General features: G+C 54.6%; 23 protein-coding genes. 13 read left to right on the top strand and 10 right to left on the bottom strand.

Annotation, left to right across the window (positions count from 1 at the left end; all coding sequences use genetic code 11):
- Positions 1 to 40: 40 nt before the first annotated feature.
- Positions 41 to 2,638: a bifunctional aconitate hydratase 2/2-methylisocitrate dehydratase gene (gene acnB / locus AAF463_RS03580; protein ID WP_101762089.1), complete on the bottom strand. Its 2,598-nt coding sequence runs from the start codon at positions 2,636 to 2,638 to the stop codon at positions 41 to 43.
- A gap of 238 nt (positions 2,639 to 2,876) precedes the next feature.
- Positions 2,877 to 3,872 carry an aldo/keto reductase gene (locus AAF463_RS03575; protein WP_217549091.1) on the bottom strand — a complete coding sequence of 332 codons (996 nt, stop codon included), beginning with the start codon at positions 3,870 to 3,872 and terminating at the stop codon, positions 2,877 to 2,879.
- Between the two features lie 98 nt (positions 3,873 to 3,970).
- On the opposite strand from AAF463_RS03575, the gene AAF463_RS03570 reads away from it, so the two are divergent.
- Positions 3,971 to 4,870: a LysR family transcriptional regulator gene (locus AAF463_RS03570; protein WP_110867541.1), complete on the top strand. Its 900-nt coding sequence runs from the start codon at positions 3,971 to 3,973 to the stop codon at positions 4,868 to 4,870.
- Positions 4,871 to 5,153: 283 nt separating this feature from the next.
- Positions 5,154 to 5,300, top strand: a complete 147-nt coding sequence (locus AAF463_RS03565; RefSeq protein WP_137385164.1) for a Hok/Gef family protein — start codon at positions 5,154 to 5,156, stop codon at positions 5,298 to 5,300.
- 144 nt (positions 5,301 to 5,444) lie between these two features.
- Here AAF463_RS03565 and lpdA read toward each other — a convergent pair whose 3' ends face one another.
- From lpdA to pdhR, 4 genes are all read right to left on the bottom strand, one after another.
- Entirely contained in the window at positions 5,445 to 6,869 is a 1,425-nt protein-coding gene (lpdA, locus tag AAF463_RS03560; protein ID WP_008108560.1) for a dihydrolipoyl dehydrogenase, read from the bottom strand.
- A 173-nt stretch (positions 6,870 to 7,042) separates the two neighbouring features.
- Positions 7,043 to 8,938, bottom strand: a complete 1,896-nt coding sequence (aceF, locus tag AAF463_RS03555; RefSeq protein WP_350261534.1) for a pyruvate dehydrogenase complex dihydrolipoyllysine-residue acetyltransferase — start codon at positions 8,936 to 8,938, stop codon at positions 7,043 to 7,045.
- A gap of 14 nt (positions 8,939 to 8,952) precedes the next feature.
- Positions 8,953 to 11,619, bottom strand: coding sequence for a pyruvate dehydrogenase (acetyl-transferring), homodimeric type (aceE, locus tag AAF463_RS03550; RefSeq protein WP_101762093.1), 2,667 nt, complete (start codon positions 11,617 to 11,619; stop codon positions 8,953 to 8,955).
- A gap of 127 nt (positions 11,620 to 11,746) precedes the next feature.
- A complete protein-coding gene (pdhR, locus tag AAF463_RS03545) occupies positions 11,747 to 12,511 on the bottom strand; it encodes a pyruvate dehydrogenase complex transcriptional repressor PdhR (protein ID WP_008108566.1) in 765 nt (254 codons plus the stop codon).
- Positions 12,512 to 13,024: 513 nt separating this feature from the next.
- Here pdhR and aroP point away from each other — a divergent pair.
- The 3 genes from aroP to AAF463_RS03530 all read left to right on the top strand — a co-directional run bounded on the left by aroP (position 13,025) and on the right by AAF463_RS03530 (position 16,898).
- A complete protein-coding gene (gene aroP / locus AAF463_RS03540) occupies positions 13,025 to 14,380 on the top strand; it encodes an aromatic amino acid transporter AroP (RefSeq protein ID WP_110867537.1) in 1,356 nt (451 codons plus the stop codon).
- A gap of 161 nt (positions 14,381 to 14,541) precedes the next feature.
- Complete coding sequence (locus AAF463_RS03535; protein WP_350261533.1) at positions 14,542 to 15,948, top strand: MFS transporter; 1,407 nt, start codon at positions 14,542 to 14,544, stop codon at positions 15,946 to 15,948.
- The gene (locus tag AAF463_RS03530; protein ID WP_101762097.1) at positions 15,945 to 16,898 is read left to right on the top strand and encodes a family 43 glycosylhydrolase; all 954 of its coding nucleotides are present in this window, start codon (positions 15,945 to 15,947) and stop codon (positions 16,896 to 16,898) included. The genes AAF463_RS03535 and AAF463_RS03530 overlap by 4 nt, the downstream gene beginning before the upstream one ends.
- On the opposite strand, the gene ampE is transcribed toward AAF463_RS03530, so the two are convergent.
- Together ampE and ampD are read right to left on the bottom strand one after the other, a co-directional pair.
- A complete protein-coding gene (gene ampE, locus AAF463_RS03525) occupies positions 16,880 to 17,734 on the bottom strand; it encodes a beta-lactamase regulator AmpE (RefSeq protein WP_192235712.1) in 855 nt (284 codons plus the stop codon). The genes AAF463_RS03530 and ampE overlap by 19 nt on opposite strands.
- 16 nt (positions 17,735 to 17,750) lie before the next feature.
- A complete protein-coding gene (ampD, locus tag AAF463_RS03520) occupies positions 17,751 to 18,302 on the bottom strand; it encodes a 1,6-anhydro-N-acetylmuramyl-L-alanine amidase AmpD (protein WP_101762099.1) in 552 nt (183 codons plus the stop codon).
- 180 nt (positions 18,303 to 18,482) lie between these two features.
- On the opposite strand from ampD, the gene nadC reads away from it, so the two are divergent.
- The 4 genes from nadC to hofC all read left to right on the top strand — a co-directional run bounded on the left by nadC (position 18,483) and on the right by hofC (position 22,580).
- Positions 18,483 to 19,379 carry a carboxylating nicotinate-nucleotide diphosphorylase gene (nadC, locus tag AAF463_RS03515; protein ID WP_350261532.1) on the top strand — a complete coding sequence of 299 codons (897 nt, stop codon included), beginning with the start codon at positions 18,483 to 18,485 and terminating at the stop codon, positions 19,377 to 19,379.
- A 177-nt stretch (positions 19,380 to 19,556) separates the two neighbouring features.
- Positions 19,557 to 20,000 carry a prepilin peptidase-dependent pilin gene (gene ppdD, locus AAF463_RS03510; protein WP_350261531.1) on the top strand — a complete coding sequence of 148 codons (444 nt, stop codon included), beginning with the start codon at positions 19,557 to 19,559 and terminating at the stop codon, positions 19,998 to 20,000.
- Positions 20,000 to 21,388, top strand: a complete 1,389-nt coding sequence (gene gspE / locus AAF463_RS03505; RefSeq protein ID WP_350261530.1) for a type II secretion system protein GspE — start codon at positions 20,000 to 20,002, stop codon at positions 21,386 to 21,388. Before ppdD ends, gspE begins: the two co-directional genes overlap by 1 nt.
- Positions 21,381 to 22,580 carry a protein transport protein HofC gene (gene hofC / locus AAF463_RS03500; RefSeq protein WP_277974523.1) on the top strand — a complete coding sequence of 400 codons (1,200 nt, stop codon included), beginning with the start codon at positions 21,381 to 21,383 and terminating at the stop codon, positions 22,578 to 22,580. Before gspE ends, hofC begins: the two co-directional genes overlap by 8 nt.
- 33 nt (positions 22,581 to 22,613) lie before the next feature.
- On the opposite strand, the gene AAF463_RS03495 is transcribed toward hofC, so the two are convergent.
- Positions 22,614 to 23,654: a GMP reductase gene (locus AAF463_RS03495; protein WP_176970696.1), complete on the bottom strand. Its 1,041-nt coding sequence runs from the start codon at positions 23,652 to 23,654 to the stop codon at positions 22,614 to 22,616.
- A gap of 218 nt (positions 23,655 to 23,872) precedes the next feature.
- Between AAF463_RS03495 and coaE the strand changes: the two genes are divergently transcribed.
- From coaE to yacG, 3 genes are read left to right on the top strand one after another with little or no spacing between them, the layout of a single operon-like run.
- Positions 23,873 to 24,481 carry a dephospho-CoA kinase gene (gene coaE, locus AAF463_RS03490; RefSeq protein WP_350261529.1) on the top strand — a complete coding sequence of 203 codons (609 nt, stop codon included), beginning with the start codon at positions 23,873 to 23,875 and terminating at the stop codon, positions 24,479 to 24,481.
- A gap of 4 nt (positions 24,482 to 24,485) precedes the next feature.
- The gene (zapD, locus tag AAF463_RS03485) at positions 24,486 to 25,229 is read left to right on the top strand and encodes a cell division protein ZapD (RefSeq protein WP_101762106.1); all 744 of its coding nucleotides are present in this window, start codon (positions 24,486 to 24,488) and stop codon (positions 25,227 to 25,229) included.
- A gap of 8 nt (positions 25,230 to 25,237) precedes the next feature.
- A complete protein-coding gene (gene yacG, locus AAF463_RS03480; protein ID WP_061718119.1) occupies positions 25,238 to 25,435 on the top strand; it encodes a DNA gyrase inhibitor YacG in 198 nt (65 codons plus the stop codon).
- Positions 25,436 to 25,462: 27 nt separating this feature from the next.
- Here yacG and mutT read toward each other — a convergent pair whose 3' ends face one another.
- Positions 25,463 to 25,858 carry an 8-oxo-dGTP diphosphatase MutT gene (gene mutT / locus AAF463_RS03475; protein WP_101762107.1) on the bottom strand — a complete coding sequence of 132 codons (396 nt, stop codon included), beginning with the start codon at positions 25,856 to 25,858 and terminating at the stop codon, positions 25,463 to 25,465.
- A gap of 188 nt (positions 25,859 to 26,046) precedes the next feature.
- On the opposite strand from mutT, the gene AAF463_RS03470 reads away from it, so the two are divergent.
- Positions 26,047 to 26,433, top strand: coding sequence for a response regulator (locus tag AAF463_RS03470; protein ID WP_101762108.1), 387 nt, complete (start codon positions 26,047 to 26,049; stop codon positions 26,431 to 26,433).
- Positions 26,434 to 26,437 lie beyond the last annotated feature (4 nt).

Here is a 26,437-nt window from a genome sequence, read left to right as displayed (position 1 = left end):
GGACGATTTTCATCGTCCCCTTGTTCATCCCGATAACCGATTAAACGGCAGTCTGGAAGATCACTGTGTCGGCTTTGTCAGTGTATTGTCCCAGCTGATCAAAGTTGAGGTAGCGATACGTGTCAGCCGCGGTCTTATCAACCTGCAGCATGAACTGCTGATACTCGTCCGGCGTTGGCAGCTTGCCAAGCAGCGAAGCGACCGCCGCCAGCTCTGCTGACGCCAGGAAGACGTTCGCGCCGGTACCCAGACGGTTCGGGAAGTTACGGGTTGAGGTGGAAACCACCGTCGCGCCGTCAGCCACACGCGCCTGGTTACCCATGCACAGTGAACAGCCCGGAATCTCGATACGCGCACCGCTCTTACCAAAGACGCTGTAATAGCCCTCTTCGGTCAGCTGGGCGGCGTCCATTTTGGTTGGCGGCGCAACCCACAGACGGGTTGGCAGCTGGCCTTTATGGGCATCCAGCAGCTTACCGGCCGCGCGGAAGTGACCGATGTTGGTCATGCACGAACCGATGAACACTTCGTCAATCTTCTCGCCCTGCACGTCAGACAACCAACGCGCGTCGTCTGGATCGTTCGGTGCGCACAGAATTGGCTCTTTGATCTCGGCCAGATCGATATCGATCACCGCCGCGTACTCAGCATCCGCATCGCCTTCCAGCAGTTGCGGATCGGCCAGCCATTTCTGCATGCCTTCAATGCGGCGCTCCAGCGTACGACGATCGCCGTAGCCTTCCGAGATCATCCACTTCAGCAGCACGATGTTCGAGTTGAGATACTCGATGATCGGCTCTTTATCCAGCTTGATGGTACAGCCGGCAGCAGAACGCTCAGCCGAGGCATCGGTCAGCTCAAATGCCTGCTCAACTTTCAGTTTCGGTAGACCTTCGATTTCCAGCACGCGGCCAGAGAAGATGTTTTTCTTCCCTTTCTTCTCAACGGTCAGCAAGCCAGCTTTGATCGCATACAGCGGAATGGCGTGTACCAGATCGCGCAGGGTGATACCCGGCTGCATTTCGCCTTTGAAGCGCACCAGCACCGATTCCGGCATATCCAGCGGCATCACGCCCGTCGCAGCAGCAAACGCCACCAGACCAGAACCTGCCGGGAAGGAAATACCGATTGGGAAACGGGTGTGTGAGTCACCGCCGGTACCAACGGTATCTGGCAGCAGCATACGGTTCAGCCAGCTGTGGATAACGCCATCGCCCGGACGCAGCGACACGCCGCCACGGTTCATGATGAAGTCTGGCAGCGTATGGTGCGTGGTCACGTCAACCGGCTTCGGATAGGCGGCGGTGTGGCAGAATGACTGCATCACCAGGTCAGCGGAGAAGCCGAGGCACGCCAGGTCTTTCAGTTCATCACGGGTCATTGGACCGGTGGTGTCCTGTGAACCCACTGAGGTCATTTTTGGTTCGCAGTATGAGCCCGGGCGGACCCCCTCTACGCCGCACGCGCGGCCGACCATTTTCTGCGCCAGCGAGTAACCGCGGGTGCTAACAGCCACATCTTTGGCTTGCACGAACACATCGCTATGCGGCAGACCCAGCGATTCGCGCGCTTTGGTGGTCAGGCCGCGACCGATGATCAGCGGAATACGACCGCCAGCACGGACTTCGTCCAGCAGCACGTCGGTTTTCAGCTCAAAGGTCGCCAACAATTCGTCGGTTTCGTGATTGCGCACTTCGCCTTTGTACGGGTAAACGTCAATGACATCGCCCATGTTCAGACGATCAACGTCGAGCTCGATCGGCAAGGCGCCCGCATCTTCCATGGTGTTGAAGAAGATAGGAGCGATTTTACCGCCGAGGCACAGACCGCCGCCCTTTTTGTTCGGCACGTAAGGGATATCATCGCCCATAAACCACAGCACCGAGTTGGTGGCGGATTTACGCGAAGAACCGGTACCGACCACGTCACCGACGTAGGTTAGCGGGAAGCCTTTAGTCTGCAGTGCTTCGATCTGTTTGATCGGGCCAATGTTACCCGCATCGTCGGGTTCGATGCCTTCACGGGCGTTCTTCAGCATTGCCAGCGCGTGCAGTGGAATATCCGGACGTGACCATGCATCCGGCGCCGGAGAGAGGTCGTCGGTGTTGGTTTCGCCGGTCACTTTGAACACGGTGGTGGTGATTTTTTCAGCCAGTTTTGGACGCTTCAGGAACCATTCGGCATCGGCCCAGGACTGGATAATTTTTTTCGCGTGTGGGTTACCCGCTTTGGCTTTCTCTTCGACATCGTAGAAGTTATCGAACATCAGCAGCGTGTGAGACAGGGCTTCGGCAGCAATCGGCGCTAAGGCTTCATCTTCTAACGCTTCAATCAGCGCATGGATGTTATAACCGCCCTGCATGGTGCCCAGCAGCTCAACGGCTTTTTCGCGAGTAACCAGAGGAGAGTGGGCTTCGCCCTTAGTGACAGCTGCCAGGAAACCGGCTTTTACGTACGCCGCTTCATCAACACCTGGTGGGACACGGTTGACCAACAGGTCGGTCAGGAATTCTTCTTCACCCGCTGGCGGGTTTTTCAGCAGTTCAACCAGCGCGGCCATTTGGGAAGCATCTAACGGCTTAGGTACGATTCCCTGGGCAGCACGCTCGGCAACGTGCTTACGGTATTCTTCTAGCACGACGTTCTCCTCGCTCTCATTGTATAGCTTTCCGGTGCACCCCTTGATGCTGTCGAACAGTAGGGTGAGGTGCCCGGTTCCGCGTGGGGCAGCATAGCAGCATTTCGCCTGATTGTTAATCTGTTTACAAAAAAGCAACATTCGTGCGTTTTTTAGCAGCTTCATCTGCAAATTGAGCGGGATCACATAAAAAAGCAGGCTATGAAAGCCTGCTTGTTCTCATGTACGGAGATGAGTGTTAACGATCAACCAGCACAAATTCGCTGTGGTTATAGCGTTCGCCCAGAATATTTTTCTCGCTAAACCACTCGTCCAGCGTGGCGACATCCGCATGACGTAATGCTAAATCGGCGGCGGCACAGTTCTGTTCCAGATGGGCGATTTTGCTGGCACCGGGAATCGGCACAATAAACTCGCCTTTTGCCAGCACCCACGCTAACGCTAGCTGGGCAGCCGTCGCGTCATAACTTGTAGCCATCTCGGTAAGTTGATTTACTAACTTCTGGTTATGAGCCTGCGCACCCTGCTGAAAGCGCGGTAGCGAACGACGGAAATCATCTTCCGCTAAGGTGGCGGCAGCCGGGAATTTGCCGGTCAGAAAGCCGCGTCCCAGCGGGCTGTAAGGCACAAAACCGACGTTCAGTTCACTACATGTGGCGAGGACATCTTGCTCCGGATCGCGTGACCACAGCGAATATTCACTTTGCAGCGCCGAAATCGGATGCACCGCATGCGCGCGCCGCAAGGTGGCGGATGATACCTCAGACAAGCCGAGATATTTCACCTTCCCTTCCCGCACCAGATCGGCCATCACGCCCACCACGTCCTCGATTGGCACCGCCGGATCGAGACGATGCTGATAGAGCAGTTCGATAGTTTCCACACCAAGACGCTGCAAGGAACCTTCGACCGCATGACGAATATGCGCCGGATCGCTATTCACCCCGGTAATCCGCTGCCAGCCTTCGCCCTGATCGGTAATGCGAAAACCAAACTTGGTGGCGACTTTGATATCGCTGCGCCCTTTTATTGCTTTTGCCAATAAGCTCTCGTTGGTGAATGGACCATATACTTCGGCGCTATCGAGAAAATCGACCCCCAGCTCAAATGCCCGCGCCAGCGTGTTCAGCGCCTGTTTCTCATCATTTTGCCCATAGGCGAAGCTCATGCCCATGCAGCCTAATCCCAGCGCCGACACCACTAGTCCCTGATTGCCTAATTGACGTTGTTGCATTGTTTAATCCTCTTCGCTGTTGGTGTTAATGTTATAAACCTCAGCAATCACGGCAACAATTGAGGCATTCTTGCCGATTTAGTGAGTAAAACTCAGCAATGAATAAATACCGTGCGTCTATGCAGGAACTGGAGATGTTTGCTGCCATCGCGCAGCATCTGAGCTTTCGCAAAGCAGCGGAGGAGCGCAACGTCACGCCTTCCAGCCTGAGCCACGCGATGCGCCATTTCGAAGCGCGTTTAGGGGTGCGGCTGCTCAATCGCACTACGCGCAAAGTGGCGCTGACTGAAGCCGGTGAACGCTTTTTACAGCGCATTCAGCCTGCGCTTGCCGATTTGTCGCAAGCGGTGGATGAGCTCAACGACTGGCGCAACGATCCACGCGGCGTATTGCGCATTAGCATGCCGCGCTCGGCGGAAGCGCTGTTCTTCGATACGCTCATTTTGCCTTTCTTGCTGCGCTATCCCGAGATCACACTGGAGATCGACAGCAACGATTCACTGCTGGATATCGTAGAGGCCGGATTTGATGCCGGCGTACGCTACGGCGATGTGCTGGCCCAGGATATGGTGGCGGTGCCATTTGGCGCACCAATGAGGGCGCTGGCGGTGGCAAGCCCGGCTTTTATTGCACAGCATGGCGTACCGCATCAGCCTGCTGAACTGTTGCAATATCCCTGCATTGAAAGACGCTTTCCCAGTGGACGACGTTATCGCTGGGAATTCTGGCAGGATGGCCGCAAACAGGAAGTGGCGGTGAAAGGGTCGCTGGTGCTGGATAACAATGAGCGGATATTACACGCAGCCCGTGCGGGCGTAGGCATTGCCTTTCTGCATCAAGGTACGGTGCGGGAAGATTTAATTCGCGGTGACTTAGTAGAAATACTGGCGGACTTCACTCAGGTAGAAGAAGGATTCTGGCTCTACTATCCGAGCCGTAAATATCTTTCTGCTCCGCTAAGGCATTTTATTGATTGGCTTAAAGAAATTAATAGATAATTAAAAACACCCATTACTCGATCTATTTAAATGGTTAAGTAATATATGAATCCATCAATCATAAATAATTTTATAATTAAGGTGAAATATAAAAAGTTTGGCGTACACTGCCTGCGGGCGCTTGAGGCAACTTGCTTCAAGCTGAAAAGATTGGGGTAGGTTGTGGAGAGTGAACCCGTGAGATTAATTTTCATTAACCACACGGGTGAGCGACTTAACACCCTAACACCTAGACAATGTCAGGGTAGTCGCTTGCTCGTGCTAAATCAAGAGGAACGTGACTATGAAGTCTATATTCAGCAAGCTGATTATCAGCGGACTCATTCTATTAGGATTGTGTCTGGTTAATCGCAGTTCACTCTGTGAATTACGATTACGGATATTCACTGCTGAATTATCGGCTGTTATGGCTTACGAAGCACAACAGTAAAACTTCACTAGCGGGAGTTCGCTCCCGCTATTCCGGCATTGCGCATGTGTTAGCTCTCGCGCCTTTTTTATTTGTTTATGTAAATAGAACCACTAATAAAAAACGGCTCCTTAAAGGAGCCGTTAATTTATTCAAAGCGCAAACTTATTTCTTTTTCGCTTTAGGGTTCGGCAGGTCCGTGATGCTACCTTCGAACACTTCGGCAGCCAGGCCGACAGACTCATGCAGCGTTGGGTGCGCGTGAATGGTCAGAGCGATATCTTCGGCATCACAGCCCATTTCAATCGCCAGACCGATTTCACCCAGCAGCTCGCCGCCGTTGGTACCGACAATCGCACCACCGATAACACGGTGAGTCTCTTTGTCGAAGATCAGTTTAGTCATGCCGTCTGCACAATCAGACGCGATAGCACGGCCTGAAGCTGCCCACGGGAAGGTGGACACTTCGTAGCTGATGCCTTTCTCTTTGGCTTCTTTCTCGGTCAGACCCACCCAGGCAACTTCTGGCTCGGTGTAAGCAATGGATGGGATCACTTTCGGGTCGAAGTAGTGCTTCAGACCCGAGATCACTTCCGCCGCTACGTGGCCTTCGTGCACACCTTTGTGCGCCAGCATTGGCTGACCCACGATGTCACCGATAGCGTAGATGTGCGGTACGTTGGTGCGCATCTGCTTGTCGACGCGGATAAAGCCGCGATCGTCCACTTCCACGCCTGCTTTACCCGCATCAAGGCCTTTACCGTTCGGTACGCGACCAATCGCCACCAGCACCGCATCATAACGCTGTGCGTCAGCTGGCGCTTTTTTGCCTTCCATTGATACGTAGATACCATCGTCTTTCGCTTCAACAGCGGTCACTTTGGTTTCCAGCATCAGGTTGAATTTCTTGCTGATACGCTTGGTAAAGACTTTCACTACGTCTTTATCGGCAGCCGGGATCACCTGGTCGAACATCTCAACCACGTCGATCTCTGAACCCAGCGCTTTATAAACGGTGGCCATTTCCAGACCGATGATGCCGCCGCCCATAACCAGCAGACGCTTCGGCACTTCTTTCAGTTCCAGCGCATCGGTTGAGTCCCACACGCGCGGATCGTTGTGCGGAATGAATGGCAGTTCGATTGGACGAGAACCGGCCGCGATGATCGCGTTATCGAAATTAATGGTGGTTGCGCCACCTTCACCTTCGACCACCAGCGTGTTAGCACCGGTGAATTTGCCGAGGCCAGTCACCACTTTCACTTTACGACCTTTCGCCATACCCGCGAGGCCGCCAGTGAGCTGGTTGATCACCTTCTCTTTCCACGAACGAATTTTGTCGATGTCAGTTTGCGGCTGGCCAAACACGATACCGTGCTCTTCCAGGGCTTTTGCTTCGTCGATCACTTTGGCGACGTGCAGCAGCGCTTTTGACGGGATACAGCCTACGTTCAGACAAACACCGCCGAGGGTGCTGTAACGCTCAACGATTACGGTTTCCAGACCTAAATCAGCGCAACGGAAGGCTGCAGAGTAACCTGCAGGACCTGCCCCAAGTACCACGACTTGAGTTTTAATCTCTGTACTCATCATGACCTCTTGTTTGATTACCGGCAGTCAGGAAAAAGCCTTTCCCAAGCTCTAATGCCCTATATCCGCCGGGACATTTCACCGCGAGAGTTTACAGAATTGTTAACAAACTGCCAACCGCGGCAACATTGAATGCTTACAACAAGGCCGGCTTTCGCCGGCCTTGATTAACTTCACATCACCAGACGGCGAATGTCGGACAGTGTGTTGTTGATGATGGTGATAAAGCGCGCACCATCAGCACCGTCGATCACGCGGTGGTCGAAGGAGAGTGAGATCGGCATCATCAGACGCGGCTCAAACTCTTTACCGTTCCACACCGGTTCCATCGCTGACTTGGAAACACCGAGGATAGCCACTTCCGGCGCGTTGACGATTGGCGCGAAGTGCGTGGTGCCCAGGCCGCCAAGGCTGGAGATGGTGAAGCAACCGCCCTGCATGTCGCCGGCAGTCAGTTTGCCATCACGCGCTTTCTTGGAAATCGCCATCAGCTCGCGGGACAGTTCAGTGATGCCTTTCTTGTTCACATCTTTGAACACTGGAACCACCAGACCGTTTGGCGTATCAACCGCCACACCGATGTTGATGTATTTCTTCAGCGTCAGTTTCTGTGCATCTTCAGACAGTGAACTGTTGAAGCGTGGCATCTGCTCAAGAGCAGCGGCAACGGCTTTCATGATGAACACCACTGGCGTGAATTTCACATCCAGTTTGCGTTTCTCTGCTTCGGCATTCTGCTGTTTGCGGAACGCTTCAAGATCGGTGATATCGGTTTTGTCGAAGTGTGTAACGTGCGGGATCACCACCCAGTTACGGCTCAGGTTGGCACCGGAGATTTTCTGGATGCGACCCAGTTCAACTTCTTCGATTTCGCCAAACTTGCTGAAGTCCACTTTCGGCCAAGGCAACAGACCTGGCAGGCTTCCGCCACTGGCTGCTGCAGCCGGAGCCGCTTCAGCGCGTTTCACCGCGTCTTTGACGTAAGTCTGCACGTCTTCTTTCAGGATGCGACCTTTACGGCCAGTGCCTTTGACTTTCGCCAGGTTGACACCGAACTCGCGCGCCAGACGACGAATCACCGGCGTCGCGTGTACGTAAGCATCGTTCTCAGCGAACTCGCCTTTCGCATCCGCTTTCGCTGCTGCTGGGGCCGCTGCCGGTTTCGCGGCTTCTGCCGCTGGAGCCGCTTCCTGCTTAGCCGCAGGCGCCGCAGCCGGTGCCGCGCCTTCCACTTCGAACACCATGATCAGTTTACCGGTGCTGACTTTATCGCCAGTCGCCACTTTCAACTCTTTCACGGTACCGGCGAACGGTGCAGGCACTTCCATTGAGGCTTTGTCGCCTTCAACCACGATCAGGGATTGCTCAGCAGCGACTTTGTCGCCCACTTTCACCAGGATCTCGGTGACTTCAACTTCGTCGCCACCAATGTCTGGGACGTTGACGTCTTTAGCGCCAGAAGCCGCAGGTGCTGCTGCTGGAGCCGCTTCCTGTTTAGCTGCTGGAGCAGCCGCCGGCGCTGCGCCTTCTGCTTCGAACACCATGATCAGTGAACCGGTGTTCACTTTGTCGCCGGTGGAGATTTTGATCTCTTTCACCACGCCCGCGAACGGTGCCGGGACTTCCATTGAGGCTTTGTCGCCTTCAACGGTAATCAGCGACTGCTCAGCCGTTACGGTGTCGCCCACTTTCACCAGGATCTCAGTGACTTCAACTTCGTCGCCGCCGATGTCCGGTACGTTGACTTCTTTACTGACCGCAGCAGCGGCAGCAGCTGGAGCAGGAGCGGCTTCCGCTTTCTTCTCTTCGGCTGGCGCTGGCGCCGCTTCTGCGGCGCCTTCAGCTTCAAAGATCATGATCAGTTTGCCGGTTTCCACTTTGTCGCCGGTCGAGATTTTGATCTCTTTAACCACGCCCGCCTGTGGCGAAGGCACTTCCATAGAGGCTTTATCGCCTTCCACGGTGATCAGCGACTGTTCAGCTTCAACTTTGTCGCCCACCTTTACCAGGATTTCGGTGACTTCAACTTCGTCTGCCCCGATGTCCGGTACGTTAATTTCGATAGCCATTACTCTCTTACCTCTTATGCCAGACGCGGGTTAACTTTATCGGCGTCGATATTGAATTTGGTGATGGCTTCTGCCACCACTTTCTTATCGATTTCACCGCGTTTAGCCAGCTCACCCAGCGCAGCCACAACCACATACGATGCATCCACTTCGAAGTGGTGACGCAGGTTTTCACGGCTGTCAGAACGACCGAAGCCATCGGTACCCAACACGCGATAATCGCTGGAAGGCACGTAGCTGCGAACCTGTTCTGCGAACAGCTTCATGTAGTCGGTCGATGCGACGGCCGGTGCTTCGTTCATCACTTGCGCGATGTAAGGTACGCGTGGCTCATCGGTTGGATGCAGCATGTTCCAGCGCTCACAATCCTGACCATCACGCGCCAGCTCGGTGAACGAGGTCACGCTGTAGACGTCAGAAGCGATGCCGTAATCTTTCGCCAGGATCTGCGCGGCTTCACGCACGTGACGCAGAATTGAACCTGAACCCAGCAGCTGCACTTTGCCTTTGCTACCTTCTACGGTTTCCAGCTTGTAGATACCCTTACGGATACCCTCTTCCGCACCCTGCGGCATCGCAGGCATGTGGTAGTTTTCGTTCAGCGTGGTGATGTAGTAGTAGATGTTTTCCTGCGCTTCGCCGTACATACGCACCAGGCCATCTTGCATGATGACCGCGATTTCGTACGCGTAAGACGGATCGTAAGAGATACAGTTCGGGATAGTCAGCGACTGAATGTGGCTGTGACCATCTTCGTGCTGCAAGCCTTCGCCGTTCAGCGTAGTACGACCTGAAGTACCGCCCACCAGGAAGCCGCGTGCCTGCATATCGCCGGCCAGCCACATCAGATCGCCGATGCGCTGGAAGCCGAACATCGAGTAATAGATGTAGAACGGAATCATCGGCAGGTTGTTGGTGCTGTAAGAGGTCGCCGCCGCCAGCCAGGATGAACCTGCGCCCAGCTCGTTGATCCCTTCCTGCAGAATCTGGCCTTTCTCGTCTTCTTTATAGTACGCAACCTGCTCGCGGTCCTGCGGGGTGTACTGCTGACCGTTCGGGCTGTAGATACCAATCTGACGGAACAGACCTTCCATACCGAAGGTACGGGCTTCGTCGGCAAGGATTGGAACCAGACGATCTTTGATCGACTTGTTCTTCAGCATCACGTTCAATGCACGCACGAAGGCGATGGTGGTGGAGATCTCTTTATTCTGCTCTTCCAGCAGTGGACGGAACTCTTCCAGCGTTGGCATTTCCAGCTTCTCGCTGAACTCCGCCTGACGCGTTGGCAGGTAGCCGCCCAACTTCTCACGCTGACCGTGCAGATAGTTGTACTCTTCAGAACCTTTTTCGAAGGTGACGTATGGCAGCTCTTCGATTTTGTCATCGGCCACCGGCACATTGAAGCGATCGCGGATGTAGCGAACGCCATCCATGTTCATCTTCTTAACCTGGTGGGCGATGTTTTTACCTTCAGCAGTATCACCCATGCCATAACCTTTGATGGTATGGGCCAGAATCAGCGTTGGCTGACCTTTGGTTTCCTGCGCTTTTTTCAGTGCAGCGTAGACTTTCTTCGGATCGTGGCCGCCGCGGTTCAGCGCGAAGATCTCTTCGTCTGACCAGTCTTTCACCAGAGCTGCGGTTTCCGGATATTTACCGAAGAAGTGCTCACGCACGTACGCGCCGTTACGGGATTTGAAGGTCTGGTAATCGCCATCAACGGTTTCGTTCATCAGCTGAATCAGCTTGCCGCTGGTGTCCTGACGCAGCAGTTCATCCCAACGACCGCCCCAAATCACTTTGATCACGTTCCAGCCAGCACCGGCAAAGATGCCTTCCAGCTCGTTGATGATCTTACCGTTACCGGTGACCGGGCCGTCCAGACGCTGCAGGTTACAGTTGATGATGAACACCAGGTTGTCCAGCTTCTCGCGGGTGGCGATGGTGATCGCACCTTTGGATTCCGGCTCATCCATCTCGCCATCACCGAGGAAGGCGTAAACGGTTTGTGCTGAGGTGTCTTTCAGACCGCGGTGTTCCAGATACTTCAGGAATTTCGCCTGATAGATCGCGTTCAACGGACCCAGGCCCATTGATACGGTTGGGAACTGCCAGAAGTCCGGCATCAGTTTCGGGTGCGGGTAAGAAGAGAGACCTTTGCCCTGCACTTCCTGACGGAAGTTGTTCATTTGGTCTTCGCTCAAGCGACCTTCAAGGAAGGCGCGGGCGTAGATACCTGGAGAAATGTGACCCTGGAAGAAAACCAGATCGCCGCCGTCTTTGTCGCTACGCGCGCGGAAGAAGTGGTTAAAGCACACTTCATAAATGGTCGCGGAAGACTGGAAGGAGGACATATGGCCACCCAACTCCAGATCTTTCTTCGACGCACGCAGCACCGACATGATGGCGTTCCAACGAATTGCGGAACGGATACGACGTTCAAGAGAGGTGTTGCCCGGATAGTCCGGCTCATCTTCAACAGCAATAGAGTTAATGTAGTTGCTGATTGCAGAGGAACCTGCGGCAACTTTCACGCCACCTTTGCGTGCTGCACTCATTACCTGATCAATCAGATACTGCGCGCGCTCAACACCTTCTTCACGGATGACCGATTCGATCGCTTGTAGCCAATCACGAGTTTCGATCGGATCCACGTCATTCTGTAAACGTTCTGACATGGGGTGTATTCCTTATCTGTGTCTAATACGTTGAAATTATCAGGAGCCTGTCTTCTTGTGCTTTGCTTCTGGTTCACAGCACAAGAAGACAGGCCCGTCGTGTTTTCCGCACGTTCGTTGCCGTGCGTTATTCCTTACGTTGCTGTAAACGACGCAGGGAGCGTTCACGACGACTCTGCTCCCGACTTCTATCCAGCAAGATTTCCTCAATGAACGCCAGGTGACGATGAGATGCCTCGCGTGCTTGTTCTGGCTCACGAGCTACAATCGCCTCGTAGATACTGGCGCGGTGACCGCTCACTTTCGCCAGCATTTCCCGACGAGCGTAGAGCAATTCAAAATTCTGACGGACGTTTTGTTCCAGCATAGGGCCCATGGAACGCAGTAGATGCAGCAACACCACATTATGGGCGGCTTCTGTGACAGCGATCTGATACTTCATCACTGCATCCGCTTCGGCGTCGAGATCGCCGCTGTCCTGTGCCTGCTGAATATGAACGTGGCAGTCGCGGATGCGCTGCAGATCTTCATCGGTTCCCCGCAGTGCCGCGTAATAGGCAGCCACGCCTTCCAGCGCGTGGCGGGTTTCCAGCAGGTCAAACTGAGATTCTGGATGTTCGGCAAGCAGACCGACCAGCGGGTCGCTCAGGCTTTGCCAGAGATTTTTTTGGACGAAGGTGCCGCCGCCCTGACGACGTAGCAGCAGGCCTTTAGCTTCCAGGCTCTGAATCGCTTCGCGCAGGGATGGACGTGAGACATCAAACTGTTTCGCCAGTTCACGCTCGGGGAGCAGTTTTTCACCCGGCTGGAGCGTCCCTTCCATAATGAGGGATTCCAGCTGTTGCTCAATCGCATCGGAGAGCTTGGGTTGGCGAATTTTACTGTAGGCCATCTTCCCTTCTTATCAGCCAAACGTCCAGAGTAAATTGGTAATACCAATTGAAAAATGGTGCCGGTAAAGTAACAAAGTATTCACCTTGTGTCTATATGGGTGCGGTCACACTTCAGGGGAGGATCGTAGCGCTGGTGCGCTAACCTACCGGCATCAAGCGAGAAATCCCCCGCACGCGGCAAATGTTAACGAATTGCACTTTTACCTAACCTTACACTGAGTTAGCCCCCGAAAAACGGCCCAACCATAAGGGAAACCTATTCGTGTTCACCCTTTTTTCATGGCAGAAATACTGCGACGGGCGCGCAGAGGATGCTGCTGCTTTTTCAGTCATCTCTCAGCACAAAAAGCAAAAGCAGGTGCAAACTGTCGCGCTTATCACTATTCTGAACGCCATGGTAGCTCATGCATGCACACAGCACGCCAGATACCGTAAAGAAAAGAATACATTAAGGTAAACAGCCTTACAGTGCGCGCACTGCAGGTGCACAATAACAACATCACGAGGTTTGTATGGAACAACAGCATGGCGACACGCTGCACCGCGGCTTAAAGAATCGCCATATTCAGCTGATTGCGCTGGGCGGAGCCGTAGGTACTGGCCTGTTTCTGGGTAGCGCATCAGTGATTCAATCGGCCGGTCCGGCCGTGATTCTGGGATATGCGATTGCCGGTTTTATTGCCTTTCTGATCATGCGCCAACTCGGCGAGATGGTGGTTGAAGAGCCGGTTGCCGGCAGCTTCAGTCACTTCGCCTACAAATATTGGGGCAACTTCGCCGGTTTCGCCTCGGGCTGGAACTATTGGGTTCTGTATGTGCTGGTTGCCATGGCCGAACTCACCGCTGTGGGCAAGTACGTACAATTTTGGTGGCCGGATTTTCCTACCTGGGCCACCGCCGCCATCTTCTTTGTATTGATCAACGCCATTAACCTGACCAACGTCAAAGTGTTCGGTGAGATGGAGTTCTGGTTCGCGATTATCAAAGTGGTCGCGGTCATCGGCATGATTCTGTTCGGTGGCTGGTTGCTGTTTAGCGGCAACGGCGGCCCGCAGGCGAGCGTCAGCAACCTGTGGGATCAGGGCGGCTTCCTGCCTCACGGCATGACCGGATTGGTGATGATGATGGCAATCATTATGTTCTCGTTTGGTGGTCTGGAGCTGGTGGGCATCACTGCCGCAGAAGCCGACAATCCACAAGAGAGCATCCCGAAAGCCACCAATCAGGTGCTGTGGCGTATTCTGATTTTCTATATTGGCTCACTGGCGGTGCTGCTCTCGCTGCTGCCGTGGACGCGCGTGACGGCGGATACCAGCCCGTTCGTGCTGATTTTTCATGAGCTGGGCGATGCCTTTGTGGCCAACGCGCTGAACGTGGTAATCCTGACGGCGGCGCTTTCGGTCTACAACAGCTGCGTTTACTGCAACAGCCGCATGCTGTTCGGCCTGGCGCAACAGGGTAACGCGCCGAAAGCATTGCTGAAAGTGGACAGTCGCGGCGTGCCGGTCGCCACCATTCTGGTCTCAGCCGTAGCGACCCTGCTGTGTGTACTGATCAACTATCTGATGCCAGGCGAAGCCTTTGGCCTGCTAATGGCGCTGGTGGTTTCTGCACTGGTGATCAACTGGGCGATGATCAGCCTCGCGCATCTGAAATTCCGTAAAAAGAAAGACCAGCAAGGTGTCACCACGCGCTTCAAAGCGGTGCTCTATCCGCTGGGTAACTGGATTTGCCTGGTGTTCCTCGCCGGTGTGTTGGTCATTATGCTGATGACGCCAGGCATGGCGATATCGGTATGGTTGATTCCGGTATGGCTGGTGATTCTGGCTATCGGTTACACCATCAAAAACAAACTACAGAAAGCGTAATGTTGTTCCTGCCCGGCACGCTGTTGCCGGGCAGCACTTCTGATCTGGCTCACACTTTTCCCCGCCCGCGCGTTTTGTCCATCTACCCGACCATTTGCTCCCCAGCAGATTACTGATTTTGCACAGATAATTCCTGCTCATCATATCGCTGGAGACGATCAATGAAAGGAGCAGCCCTCTCGTTCAGAGAGAAACTGGGATATGGCATGGGCGATGCCGGATGCAACATGATTGGCGGTGCCATCATGCTGTTCCTCAATTATTTCTACACTGATGTGTTTGGTTTAGCCCCGGCGCTGGTCGGTACGCTATTACTGTCGGTACGCGTACTTGATGCGGTAACCGATCCGATCATGGGCGCCATTGCCGATCGTACGCAAAGTCGCTGGGGCCGCTTCCGTCCGTGGCTGCTGTGGGTTTCCGTGCCTTACGTGCTGTTTAGCGTGCTGATGTTCACCACGCCGGAGTGGAGCTACGACAACAAGGTTATTTGGGCATTTGTCACTTACTTCCTGATGTCACTCACTTACACCGCCATCAACATCCCTTACTGCTCGCTGGGCGGTGTGATCACCAACGATCCGGGTGAGCGCGTGTCATGTCAGTCCTATCGCTTTGTGATGGTGGGCATTGCCACGCTGATCCTCTCACTTTCGCTGTTGCCGATGGCCGAATGGTTTGGCGGCGACAACAAAGCGCGCGGTTATCAAATGGCCATGGGCGTGCTGGCGCTGATCGGTTTGGCGATGTTCCTGTTCTGTTTTGCCAATGTGCGTGAACGCATTCGCCCGGCCACGCCAAGCAACGATGATTTGAAACAAGACTTGCGCGACGTGTGGAAAAACGATCAGTGGGTGCGCATTCTGCTGCTGACCTTCTGCAACGTCTGCCCCGGTTTTATCCGCATGGCCGCCACCATGTACTACGTCACCTGGGTGATGGGGCAATCAACGCACTTTGCCACGCTGTTTATCAGCTTGGGCGTCATCGGCATGATGTTCGGCAGCACACTGGCAAAAATCCTCACCGATCGCTGGTGCAAGCTCAAGGTGTTCTTCTGGACCAACATCGCGCTGGCGCTGTTCTCCTGCGGCTTCTACTGGATTGATCCGCACGCCACCGTCGCGGTGGTCATCACCTACTTCCTGCTGAATATCCTGCACCAGATTCCCTCGCCGCTGCACTGGTCGCTGATGGCCGACGTGGATGATTACGGCGAATGGAAAACCGGCAAACGCATCACTGGTATGAGCTTCTCCGGCAACCTGTTCTTCCTCAAAGTGGGGCTGGCGGTTGCGGGGGCGATGGTCGGTTTCCTGCTGTCGATTTATGGCTACGATGCCGGCGCAAAACAGCAGGCCCCCAACGCGATTAACGGCATCATGCTGCTGTTCACGGTGATTCCGGGCGTGGGATATCTGATCACTGCCGGCGTGGTGCGTTTAATGAAAGTGGATCGCAACTTAATGCGTACGATTCAGGCCGACCTGGCGCTGCGCCGTGCCCATTCACACCACGAATCCCCTATCGCGTCCTCTGCGACCGCGCAACCTGGAGAGATCAAATGAGCTGGCCCAATCCTTTTATTACGCAACGCGCCGATCCCTTTATTCTGCGCCATGCCGATGGCTACTATTTTATCGCCTCGGTGCCGGAATATGACCGACTGGAGATTCGCTATGCCTCAACGCTGGCTGGCCTGATTGAGGCAGAAGCGGTAACGGTGTGGCACAAACCGGATACCGGCCCGTTTAGCGCGCTGATCTGGGCGCCAGAACTGCATCACATCAACGGGCAATGGGTGATCTATTTCGCCGCCGCACCGACGCGGGCGATAAAAGATGGCCTGTTCCAGCACCGCATGTATGCGCTGGTGTGTAATGATGCCGATCCGCTGAGCGGTAACTGGCAGCCCTGCCGCCGCGTACATACGCCCATCGACTCCTTCTCACTGGACGCCACCTACTTCCACCATCAAGGTAAACACTGGTATCTGTGGGCGCAAAAAGATCCGGCGATTCCCGGAAACTCTAACCTGTATCTTGCCGAGTTGCTCAATCCGTGGACGCTAAAAAGCGCCCCGCTGATGCTGAGCCGACCGGAGTATGAATGGGAGTGCGCAGGATTTAGCGTTAATGAAGGACCGGCGGTGATTCAGCATGGCGACCAGCTGTTTGTCACCTATTCCGCTAGCGCGACCGATGAAAATTACTGTCTGGGGATATTAAGCATTGATGTGTTGGCCGATCCGCTCAACATCAACGCCTGGCGTAAATCCGCGCGACCGGTATTTGCCACCAGCTGGGATAATCAGCAGTACGGGCCGGGACACAACAGCTTTACGGTGGATGAAGCGGGAAGAGCGGTGCTGGTGTATCACGCGCGTAATTACACCGAAATTGAGGGCGATCCGCTGTGGGATCCGAATCGCCATACGCGCTTGAAATATTTCGACTGGCGTGAAGACGGCACACCGGATTTTGGCGTGCCGCCAGCCGATCACACCAGCGTGCCGTAGATCGTCAACAGCGCGACCACCACCACCAGCACCAGAGAAATACGTTTCGCCAACGCCACTGCAACACGTGGCGTTTCGACTTTATCCATGTGCGGATCGCGCGCCAGCGAGAACTGCGCCAGGCTGGTCAGCACCTGATATTGCGGGCGATGCAGATCGCCCAGCGCGGCAAACCACGCTGGCAGCGCACGTTCGCCGTGGCCGAGCAACGCGTAAGCCACGCCGGCCAAACGCACGGGGATCCAGTCCAAAACGTGCAGCAGACGATCAACGCCAGACTGCGAGCGCGCCAGCGGCGTCTGATGCTTAGCCAGCCAGCTCTGCCAGGCGCGCAGAAACGCATAACCCACCAGCAGCACCGGGCCGTAAGGTCCACCGACCACAAACCAGAACAGCGGCGCAAGATAGAAGCGGAAGTTAATCCAAATCAGCGCGTTCTGCAGTTCACGCAGGAACTCGCGCTCGCTGCACTCAACCGGCACGCCGTGAATCAGCGTCAGTTCGGCCGCCATCGCCTGATGCGCCGCTTCATCGTCATGGCTCGCGGCTTTGAGATAGCTGTGATAGTGCAGTCGCACCGAACCCGCGCCGATACACAGCAATCCCACCAAAATCCAGAACAGCAGTTGCGCCACGCCAAACAAGATGCCTTTCAGGCTCCACACCACCAGCCAGACGATCAGCATCGCTATCACTGTCATCATCAGCGTGCGCAGCAGGGAAAAACGCTGGCGGCCACGAAACAGCGGCTCCAGCCGATGGTCCAGTTGCCAATGCTCACCCAACTTAAACAGGCGTTCCCAACCTAAAACCAATAACAAGCTAAACAACGTCATACCCGCTCCTGCTGTCTCAGGGATTCTCCTGCCTGATGGATTCTTTATAGCGCAACCAGTCAAAAGAGGAACCGGGATCGGTTTTCCGCTCTGGTGCGATATCGCTATGGCCGGTGATGCGCGCTGGCGTCAACGGATAGTGCTGCAGCAGGAGTTGAGTCACCTGTTGCAAAGTCGCGTACTGGGCATCGGTATAGGGCAGCGTATCAGTGCCTTCCAGTTCAATGCCCATGGAAAAATCGTTGCAGCTTTCACGTCCTTCAAATTGCGACACGCCGGCGTGCCAGGCGCGCTGATCGAAAGAGACGTATTGCACCAGCTCGCCGTCGCGACGGATTAAGCAGTGCGCTGCCACGCGTAAATGGGCGATGTCCGCAAAATAGGGATGCGCATCGGCAGGCAACGTGCCGGTAAATAAGCGATCAATCCACGGCCCGCCAAACTCACCGGGCGGTAAGCTGATGTTGTGAATCACCAACAGCGAGGGCACTTCATCATTTGGACGCTGATTGAAGTGTGGTGAAGGTACTTTACGCGCGCTGGTAATCCAGCCCTCTTCCAGTTTCATGCTGTTAAATCCTAAGCAAAATCAGGCTGAGAATAACATGTTTCACCCAGCAGACTTGCGACTTAATGCGCCGACGCGGCCGAGTTCAGGATACTAAACATTTCACCGCCAGCAACTGGCAATGGTCGATAAATCAGGCTAAGGTGAGCGCACGAAATTTCGTCTTATAAGGGGCAAACCATGGCAACGCGTCGTTACGATCCCGATCATCGCCGTCAGGAGCTAATTAAACGTATTGAACAGGATATCCCGGAGGCCGTTGCCCGGGCGCTTCAGGAGGATTTAGGCGGCGAAGTGGATGCGGATCGCGATATCACGGCGTTGCTGCTGCCGGCAGACAAGCAGGCGGTGGCAAAAGTCATCACCCGTGAAGCCGGTGTTTTTTGTGGTAAACGCTGGGTAGAGGAAGTCTTTATCCAGCTCGGTAATAAAGTCACTCTTAACTGGCATGTTGAAGATGGACAAGCGCTGGTTGCCGATCAGCTGCTGTTCGAGCTTACCGGCCCGGCGCGCCTGCTGTTAACCGCAGAACGCACCGCACTCAACTTCGTGCAGACGCTCTCTGGCGTGACCACCGAGGTCAGCCGTTATGTCGCCCTGCTGGCGGGCAGCCAAACCCAGTTGCTTGATACACGCAAGACCTTGCCAGGACTGCGTAGCGCGCTGAAATATGCGGTGCTGTGCGGTGGCGGTAATAACCACCGTTTAGGCCTTTCGGATGCTTTCCTGATAAAAGAAAACCACATTATCGCCAGCGGCTCGGTGCGTAACGCCGTAGAAAAAGCGCTGTGGCTGTCGCCGGATGTGCCGGTAGAAGTTGAAGTTGAATCGCTGACGGAACTGCAGGATGCCATCGATGCCGGAGCGGACATCATCATGCTCGACAACTTTAGCCTTGAGATGATGCATGCAGCGGTTGCGCTAACCCACAAACGCGCGCTGCTGGAAGTCTCTGGCAACGTAACCGAAACCACGCTGCCACAAATTGCCCAGACCGGCGTTGATTATGTCTCTGTCGGCGCGCTGACCAAACATGTGCGCGCGCTGGATCTGTCGATGCGTTTCCGCGAGCTTTAATGCCCCGTTCTGCCGCGTGTTAGTGCGGCAGATATGCGAGCTGGCTTCCAAAATGCAGTTATCTCCGCTGTAAATCTGACGATTCTCTGCGAGATGCTTTCCAGCCTCGCGCAGCCATGACTTCCGCTTTCCCTCGCCCTTTTCTACCGTAGCGGCTCCACAACAAGGAGCCTCACTATGGACAGACAACGCGGTTTTACCCTTATCGAATTAATGATTGTGATTGGCATCGTCGCCATTCTCAGCGCCATCGGTTTACCGGCTTATCAAAACTACCTGCAACGCGCAGCGCTCACCGACATGCTGCAAACCATGGTGCCGTACAAAACAGCAGTAGAACTCTGTGCCATTGAGCGCGGCGGACCGGCGCAGTGTCAGGCAGGAGAACGCGGCATTCCGGTGGCCAAAGGTTCGCGCTATGTGGCAACGCTGAGCGTGGTCAACGGAACCATCAACCTGACCGGCCAGGAAAGTCTCAGCGGATTAACGGTTGAAATGCTGCCGATTTGGAGCGCAACGGATGGCACGTTGAGCTGGCAACGCACTTGTACCAGCGATAACAGCAGCCTGCGCGATAGCTGCTTCGAGCAGTTTCGCTTTGCCGACAAGGATGCCAACTGATGGACAACCCTAATAGTGCGCTGCACACGTTGTGCGCCCGTTATCAGGCGGTGATTCTGCACCATGACGCCACACTACTGCGCGTAGCGGTAGCCGACACACCCGATCCGCTGCTGCTGGAAGCGCTACAGTTCGCCAGCCAGTGCAAGGTGGAGGTCGAGTGCTGGCCTGCGGCACGGCTTGAGCAGTTGCTGCACGAGCCGGATGCCGCTGCAGCACCACGTGAACAGGCCAGCGCTGAGTCAGCGATTAACGCGGTCAATCAGATTTTGCGCCAGGCCATTCAGCGGCGCGCCTCAGATGTGCATTTTGAACCGCAGCGCCATGGACTGCGGGTGCGTCTGCGCATCGATGGCGTGTTGCACAAACTACCGCAGCCTTCTGAAGCACAACCCGCTGCGATTCTGGCGCGCCTGAAAATTCTTGGAGGATTGGATATCGCCGAACGGCGTCTGCCGCAGGACGGACAGTTTACGCTGGAAATAGAGGACAAACTGGCGGCGTTTCGTCTCTCAACGCTACCGGTAAGCCAGGGCGAAAAAGCCGTGGTGCGGCTGCTACAAAGTGAAAACAGCGCCATCACCCTCGATAAACTCGGCATGCCCGCAGCACAGCTGCGTTTACTGAAAAACGCGCTAGCGAAACCGCAGGGTTTGATTCTGGTCACCGGACCGACCGGCAGCGGTAAAACCTTCACGCTCTATAGCGGGTTAAGCGCGCTTAATGTGCCAGAGAAGAACGTTTGTAGCGTGGAAGATCCGGTTGAGATCCCGCTGGATGGTATTAATCAAACGCAGATCCAGCCGCGTAGCGGGCTCGATTTCAATCGTGTGCTGCGCGCACTACTGCGCCAGGATCCCGATGTGATTATGGTGGGGGAAATTCGTGATGCCGAGACGGCCAGCATCGCCGTTAAAGCAGCGCAGACCGGCCATCTGGTGCTTTCCACACTGCATACTAACTCGACTGCTGAAACCCTGACGCGCCTGCGCCAGATGGATATTCCCGGTTATCTGCTGGGCCCCGCTTTGCAATTGGTGGTGGCGCAGCGTCTGGTCAGACGCTTGTGCGTGCATTGCCGTCAGCCGGGACAAGCCATCGCCCATCTGCCGGCCGAACTCTGGCCGGGCACACTGCAAACCTGGCGAGCGCCGGGCTGTGATCACTGCTTCTCCGGCTATTACGGGCGGCTGGCGCTGTTTGAAGTCTTGCCGCTAACCAGCAAATTGCAGAATGCTATCTCGGCAGATATGCCGCTGGAACATCTGCTAACGCTGGCAAATGAGCAGGGAATGAAAACATTGCTAGCTGCGGGGCTGGAAGCAGTAAGTCGCGGCGATACTTCTTTCGAAGAGATGCAGCGCGTGGTGGGACTGGGCGATGGCTAATCTCTATCATTTCCGCTGGCAGGCTCTTGATACCATGGGTGTGCTGCAGGAGGGCGAATCACTTAATGCCAGCCAGGATGCGTTGCTCAATCAACTCTCCGATCGCGGCATGCTGCCGGTGAACTGGCAGCGTGGAAAATGCTGGCGTTCGCGCGACTGGAAGTGGCAGCAAAAAATCGATTTGGTGCGGCAACTGGCGACGCTGCTAAAGGCCGGCTTACCGCTGGCGGAAAGTCTGATTCTGCTGGCAGAAGGCCATCCTCATGCCGGTTGGCGGGTATTACTGAAAGGATTGCAGCGCCGCGTCATCGCCGGTGAGCCCTTCTCGCAAGCCTTGCAGGAGTGGCCGCAGATCTTTCCCCCGCTGTTTCCCGCTTTGATGCAAGTGGGTGAATTAACCGGCCAACTCGACGAGTGCTGTCGCCAGCTGGCGCAGCAGCAAAGCAAGCAGCAATACTTACGGCAAAAAGTGGTGAAGGCGCTGCGCTATCCCCTGTTTATCTTGCTGGTAGCGCTCGCGGTCAGTGCTGGCATGCTGCTGTTTGTTTTGCCAGAATTTGTCTCTGTCTATGCCAGTTTTGATGCGCCGCTGCCCGCTTTTACTGCTGCAGTGATGTCGCTGTCAGAACTGCTGCAGAAGGCCGCGCTGCCGCTGTCGCTGGTAGGTGCCGTATTACTGATGATTGTGCAGCAGACTTATCGACGTTCGGTACCGTGGCAAAAGCGCGTACATCAATGGTTACTGCGCATGCCACTGTTATCTTCGCTGTGGCGCGGCGGGCAGCTCAGCCAGATATACGCCATCCTGCAACTTACACAACAATCCGGTTTGACCTTGTTGCAAAGCCTGCAGGCGGTTGAAGTGACCTTGGTATCGCGATTGTGGCGCGATGCCATCGTTCAGTTGCAGCAACACATTGCTGCGGGTGCGCCGCTGCATCAGGCGCTGCAACAGCATCTGCTGTTTACACCCCTGTGTGCCCAACTCATCCGAGTGGGTGAAGAAGCAGGTGCGTTAGATGTGATGCTGGCACGGCTGGCGGAGTGGCACGAGGCGCAAACATTAGCGCGCGCTGATGCTCTGGCGGCATCGCTGGAACCGATGATGATGGTGGTAATCGGCGGGATTGTTGGCACCTTAGTGATTGCAATGTATCTGCCGGTATTTGGTCTTGGCGATGCCATTCGATGACGGGCACGCGCGATGCGCGCCCGTTGGCAGAGATCAGCGAGTGAACACGCGGTTCTCTTGTTCAGCGACGCGGATAAAGGTAGTGCGTTTCGTCAGCTCTTTCAATCGTTCTGCACCGACGTAGGTACAGGCTGAGCGTAAACCGCCAAGGATATCTTTAACCGTCTCCTCAACCGGGCCGCGCACTGGCAACCGCACGGTTTTGCCTTCCGCCGCACGGTATTGCGCAACACCGCCAACGTGGCGTTTCATGGCAGATTCGGAGCTCATGCCGTAGAACAGCATAAATTTCTCACCCTGTTCTTCAACGATGGTTCCTTCACACTCGTCATGTGCCGCAAGCATGCCGCCGAGCATGGTGAAATCTGCACCGCCCCCGAAAGCTTTGGCAATGTCACCTGGAACCGAGCAGCCGCCGTCGCTGACGATCTGTCCGCCTAAACCGTGTGCCGCATCTGCGCACTCGATAACGGCAGAAAGCTGAGGATAACCAACGCCGGTCTTCACGCGTGTGGTGCACACTGAGCCGGGGCCAATACCCACTTTGACGATGTCTGCGCCAGACAAAATCAGTTCTTCCACCATTTCACCGGTAACCACGTTGCCTGCGCAGATGGTTTTACCAGGGAAGCTTTCACGCACGCGCAGCAGGAACTGAACGAAGTGCTCAGAGTAGCCGTTAGCAACGTCGATACAGATAAAGTTGAGCTGCGGTGATAACGCCAGAATGGCGGATAACTTCGTGAAATCTGATTCTGAGGTACCGGATGAGACCATCACATGACTCAGCACCGCAGCTGGCGCGCGCTGCACAAACGCCTGCCACTCTTGCACGCTGTAATGTTTATGCACTGCGGTCAGTACGTTAAAACTCGCCAGGGCTTCAGCCATCGTGAAAGTACCGACGGTATCCATGTTGGCGGCAATAATCGGTATGCCACTCCAGTTCAAGCCTGAGTGTTTAAAGGTGAAGGTGCGTTCCAGCTCAACCTCGGAACGGCTTTTCAAAGTGGAACGTTTTGGGCGGATCAAAACATCTTTAAAGCCCAGTTTTAGATCTTCTTCAATGCGCATAGCTGATTATCCTGGTTAGTGACGACGAACCGCGGTTCGGGTAGCGCTCACGGCTCCAGTGTCGTTATCATACGCGCCATTCGTTCCGCGACAAGACTGCGAATTTCACTTTATTTAGGCTACAATCCCTTAAATTTAGCTGAGAAAATTGATTGTGATCATGCTCTCATCTTGCTGTGGTTAATCGCCGCTCACGATATAAATTTTGCGAGAACGCTATGCCTTATACCGTTGCGCTCACCGGCGGCATTGGCAGTGGTAAAACCACTATTGCCAACGCTTTCGCAGCGCTAGGCGTTGATATTATTGACGCTGACGTCATTGCCAGAGAAGTTGTTGAGCCCGGAACGCCTGCCCTAAAGGCGATTGCTCAGCGTCATGGAGATACCATTTTGACGGCAGAAGGCACGCTCTATCGTGCGCGGCTTCGTGAAATTATTTTCCAACAGCCACAAGAGAAAAATTGGCTCAATCAGTTGCTTCATCCACTCATCAACGCCCGCACGCAACAATTAAAATTATTGGCCACCTCACCTTATGTGCTTTGGGTGGTGCCGCTGTTGGTCGAAAACGGCTTACAGCATCAGGCCGATCGCGTGTTGGTCGTGGATGTGGATACCGCCACGCAGTTGCAACGCACCCAACAACGAGATGGTATTTCGCTAAGTCAGGCGAAAAATATTCTTGCCGCACAGGCTAGTCACGAACAGCGTCGGGCCTGTGCGGATGACATCATTGATAACAGTGGTACGCCTGAACAGGTGCTACCGCGCGTTGCTGAGCTTCACCAGCGCTATCTACGCCTGGCAGCAACCGGAAAGGATTAACATCATGAGCACAATTGTTCTGTTTGAACACCCATTGAATGAGAAGATGCGCACCTGGCTGCGCGTCGAATATCTGATTGATCAGCTGCATGAAACGGTGCCGGTTAACGGTTCGGTATCAGCACTCGGCGTTTTCCGTATTCTTAGCGATTTACTGGATATTTTTGAGCGCGGAGATATGCGCACTGAATTGTTAAAAGAACTGGAGCGCCAGCAACAAAAATTACGCGCCTGGCTGGATGTGCCAGGCATTGATGAACTGCGCGTGAATGATCTGCGTCAGCAGCTGAAGCAATGCTCAAGCGAACTCATGGCGGCACCGCGCATGGGCCAACAGTTACGTGAAGATCGCCTGGTTGCTCTGGTACGTCAGCGTTTGAGCATTCCGGGCGGCTGCTGCAGTTTCGATCTACCCAGCCTGCACATCTGGCTGCATCAGGAGCAAGCAGTGCGAGATGTTCAGGTGAATGGCTGGCTGGCATCACTAAATCCGCTGCGTAATAGTTTGACGATGATCCTCGATTTGGTGCGCCAGTCTGGCATATTTCGTCATCAAACCAGCCTCAACGGTTTTTATCAGGATAACGCCGAAGGATCCGATTTACTGCGCCTGCAATTAACGCTGGAAGACGCGCTGTACCCACAGGTCTCGGGTCACAAAAGCCGTTATGCGATTCGTTTCCTGCCATTAGACAGCGAACGCGGAGAAGTACCAGCCCGACTGAATTTTGAATTAGCTTGTTGTTAGAGGAAGTTATGCCAGAAGAGATAATTACCGTACCTTGCCCCAATTGTCGTCGCGATGTGATTTGGGATGAGTTGAGCCCGTGGCGGCCATTCTGCAGCAAACGTTGCCAGCTGATTGATTTAGGTGAATGGGCAGCAGAAGAGAAACGTATTCCCAGCAGCGGTGACCAGATGGACAGCGATGACTGGAGCGAAGAACAGCAGTAAAAAGTAAGGGGCTTAGCGCCCCTTCACTTAAATCTCGCCAGCCACTAATCGGCTGATCAATTCATGGTTCGCAGGCGGAAATTCATCCGCGACCAAATCCTGCTGTTCGACCCAACGCTGTGGCTGACCTTCACGACCATAAGGTTCGCCGTTCCAGCCTTCAACCAGGAAGAAATGCAGCGTAACGCGCAGATCTTCATAACTGTGATCGGCCTGACCAATCGCGCTTGCCGACGTGACTTCAATACCGGTTTCTTCCATCAGCTCACGCTTGAGCGCCTGCTCGGCAGATTCATCTTGTTCAATTTTTCCGCCGGGAAACTCCCACTTATTCGCCATATAGGAGCTTGCCGCACGCTGGGCAAGGAAGATTTGACGTTCTGTATTGCGAATGATGCCCACCGCAACCTGCAGGTGTTTCATAAGCTGGATTCCGCTTTTTTAATAAAATGAGCGCTGAGTGTAAATCAGACATCGAGTGATGTTAACCGTTGAGCGGAAAGTGACGTCCCACGCCCTACAAAAGCCAGTGATTAAGACATGTCGTAAGGATCGCAACCGGGAATGTTGGGAATACTCGCAGCACTTTCCTCTGTTAAACCCGACTACCTATGGAATTTAAAGAAACAACGTTTCTGGCGCAAACTACGCCGGAACAATTACATGCCCTACGCCATCTGGTATTTCATGACATCCTGACGTTAGACAGCGCAAAGAACACCTTAACATGGTGGCCTGAACACAAAGTTATTTCGTTGAATGAAGCGCAAAAACGATTCTTCTCCTGTCTGTTGCTGCGGATTACCTCGAAGCGTCAGATTATTGCCACCGTTTGGAATGAGAGCTATCCGAGCATCAGCGATAACAATTACCATCAGCTACTGTTCCAAAGCCGGGCGCTGTTGAAGCGAGCTGGCTTACCGGATGGTTTGCTGGTCACGCTGCCGTATCATGGCGTGCGCCTAAACGAAGAGAAACTCATGGCGATAACACGCTAAATCG

The sequence above is a fragment of the Pantoea sp. BJ2 genome, assembly GCF_040255075.1.
Classification (GTDB): domain Bacteria; phylum Pseudomonadota; class Gammaproteobacteria; order Enterobacterales; family Enterobacteriaceae; genus Pantoea; species Pantoea leporis.
Note: the sequence above shows the minus strand (reverse complement) of the source record. Positions and strands in the feature narration are given on the sequence as shown.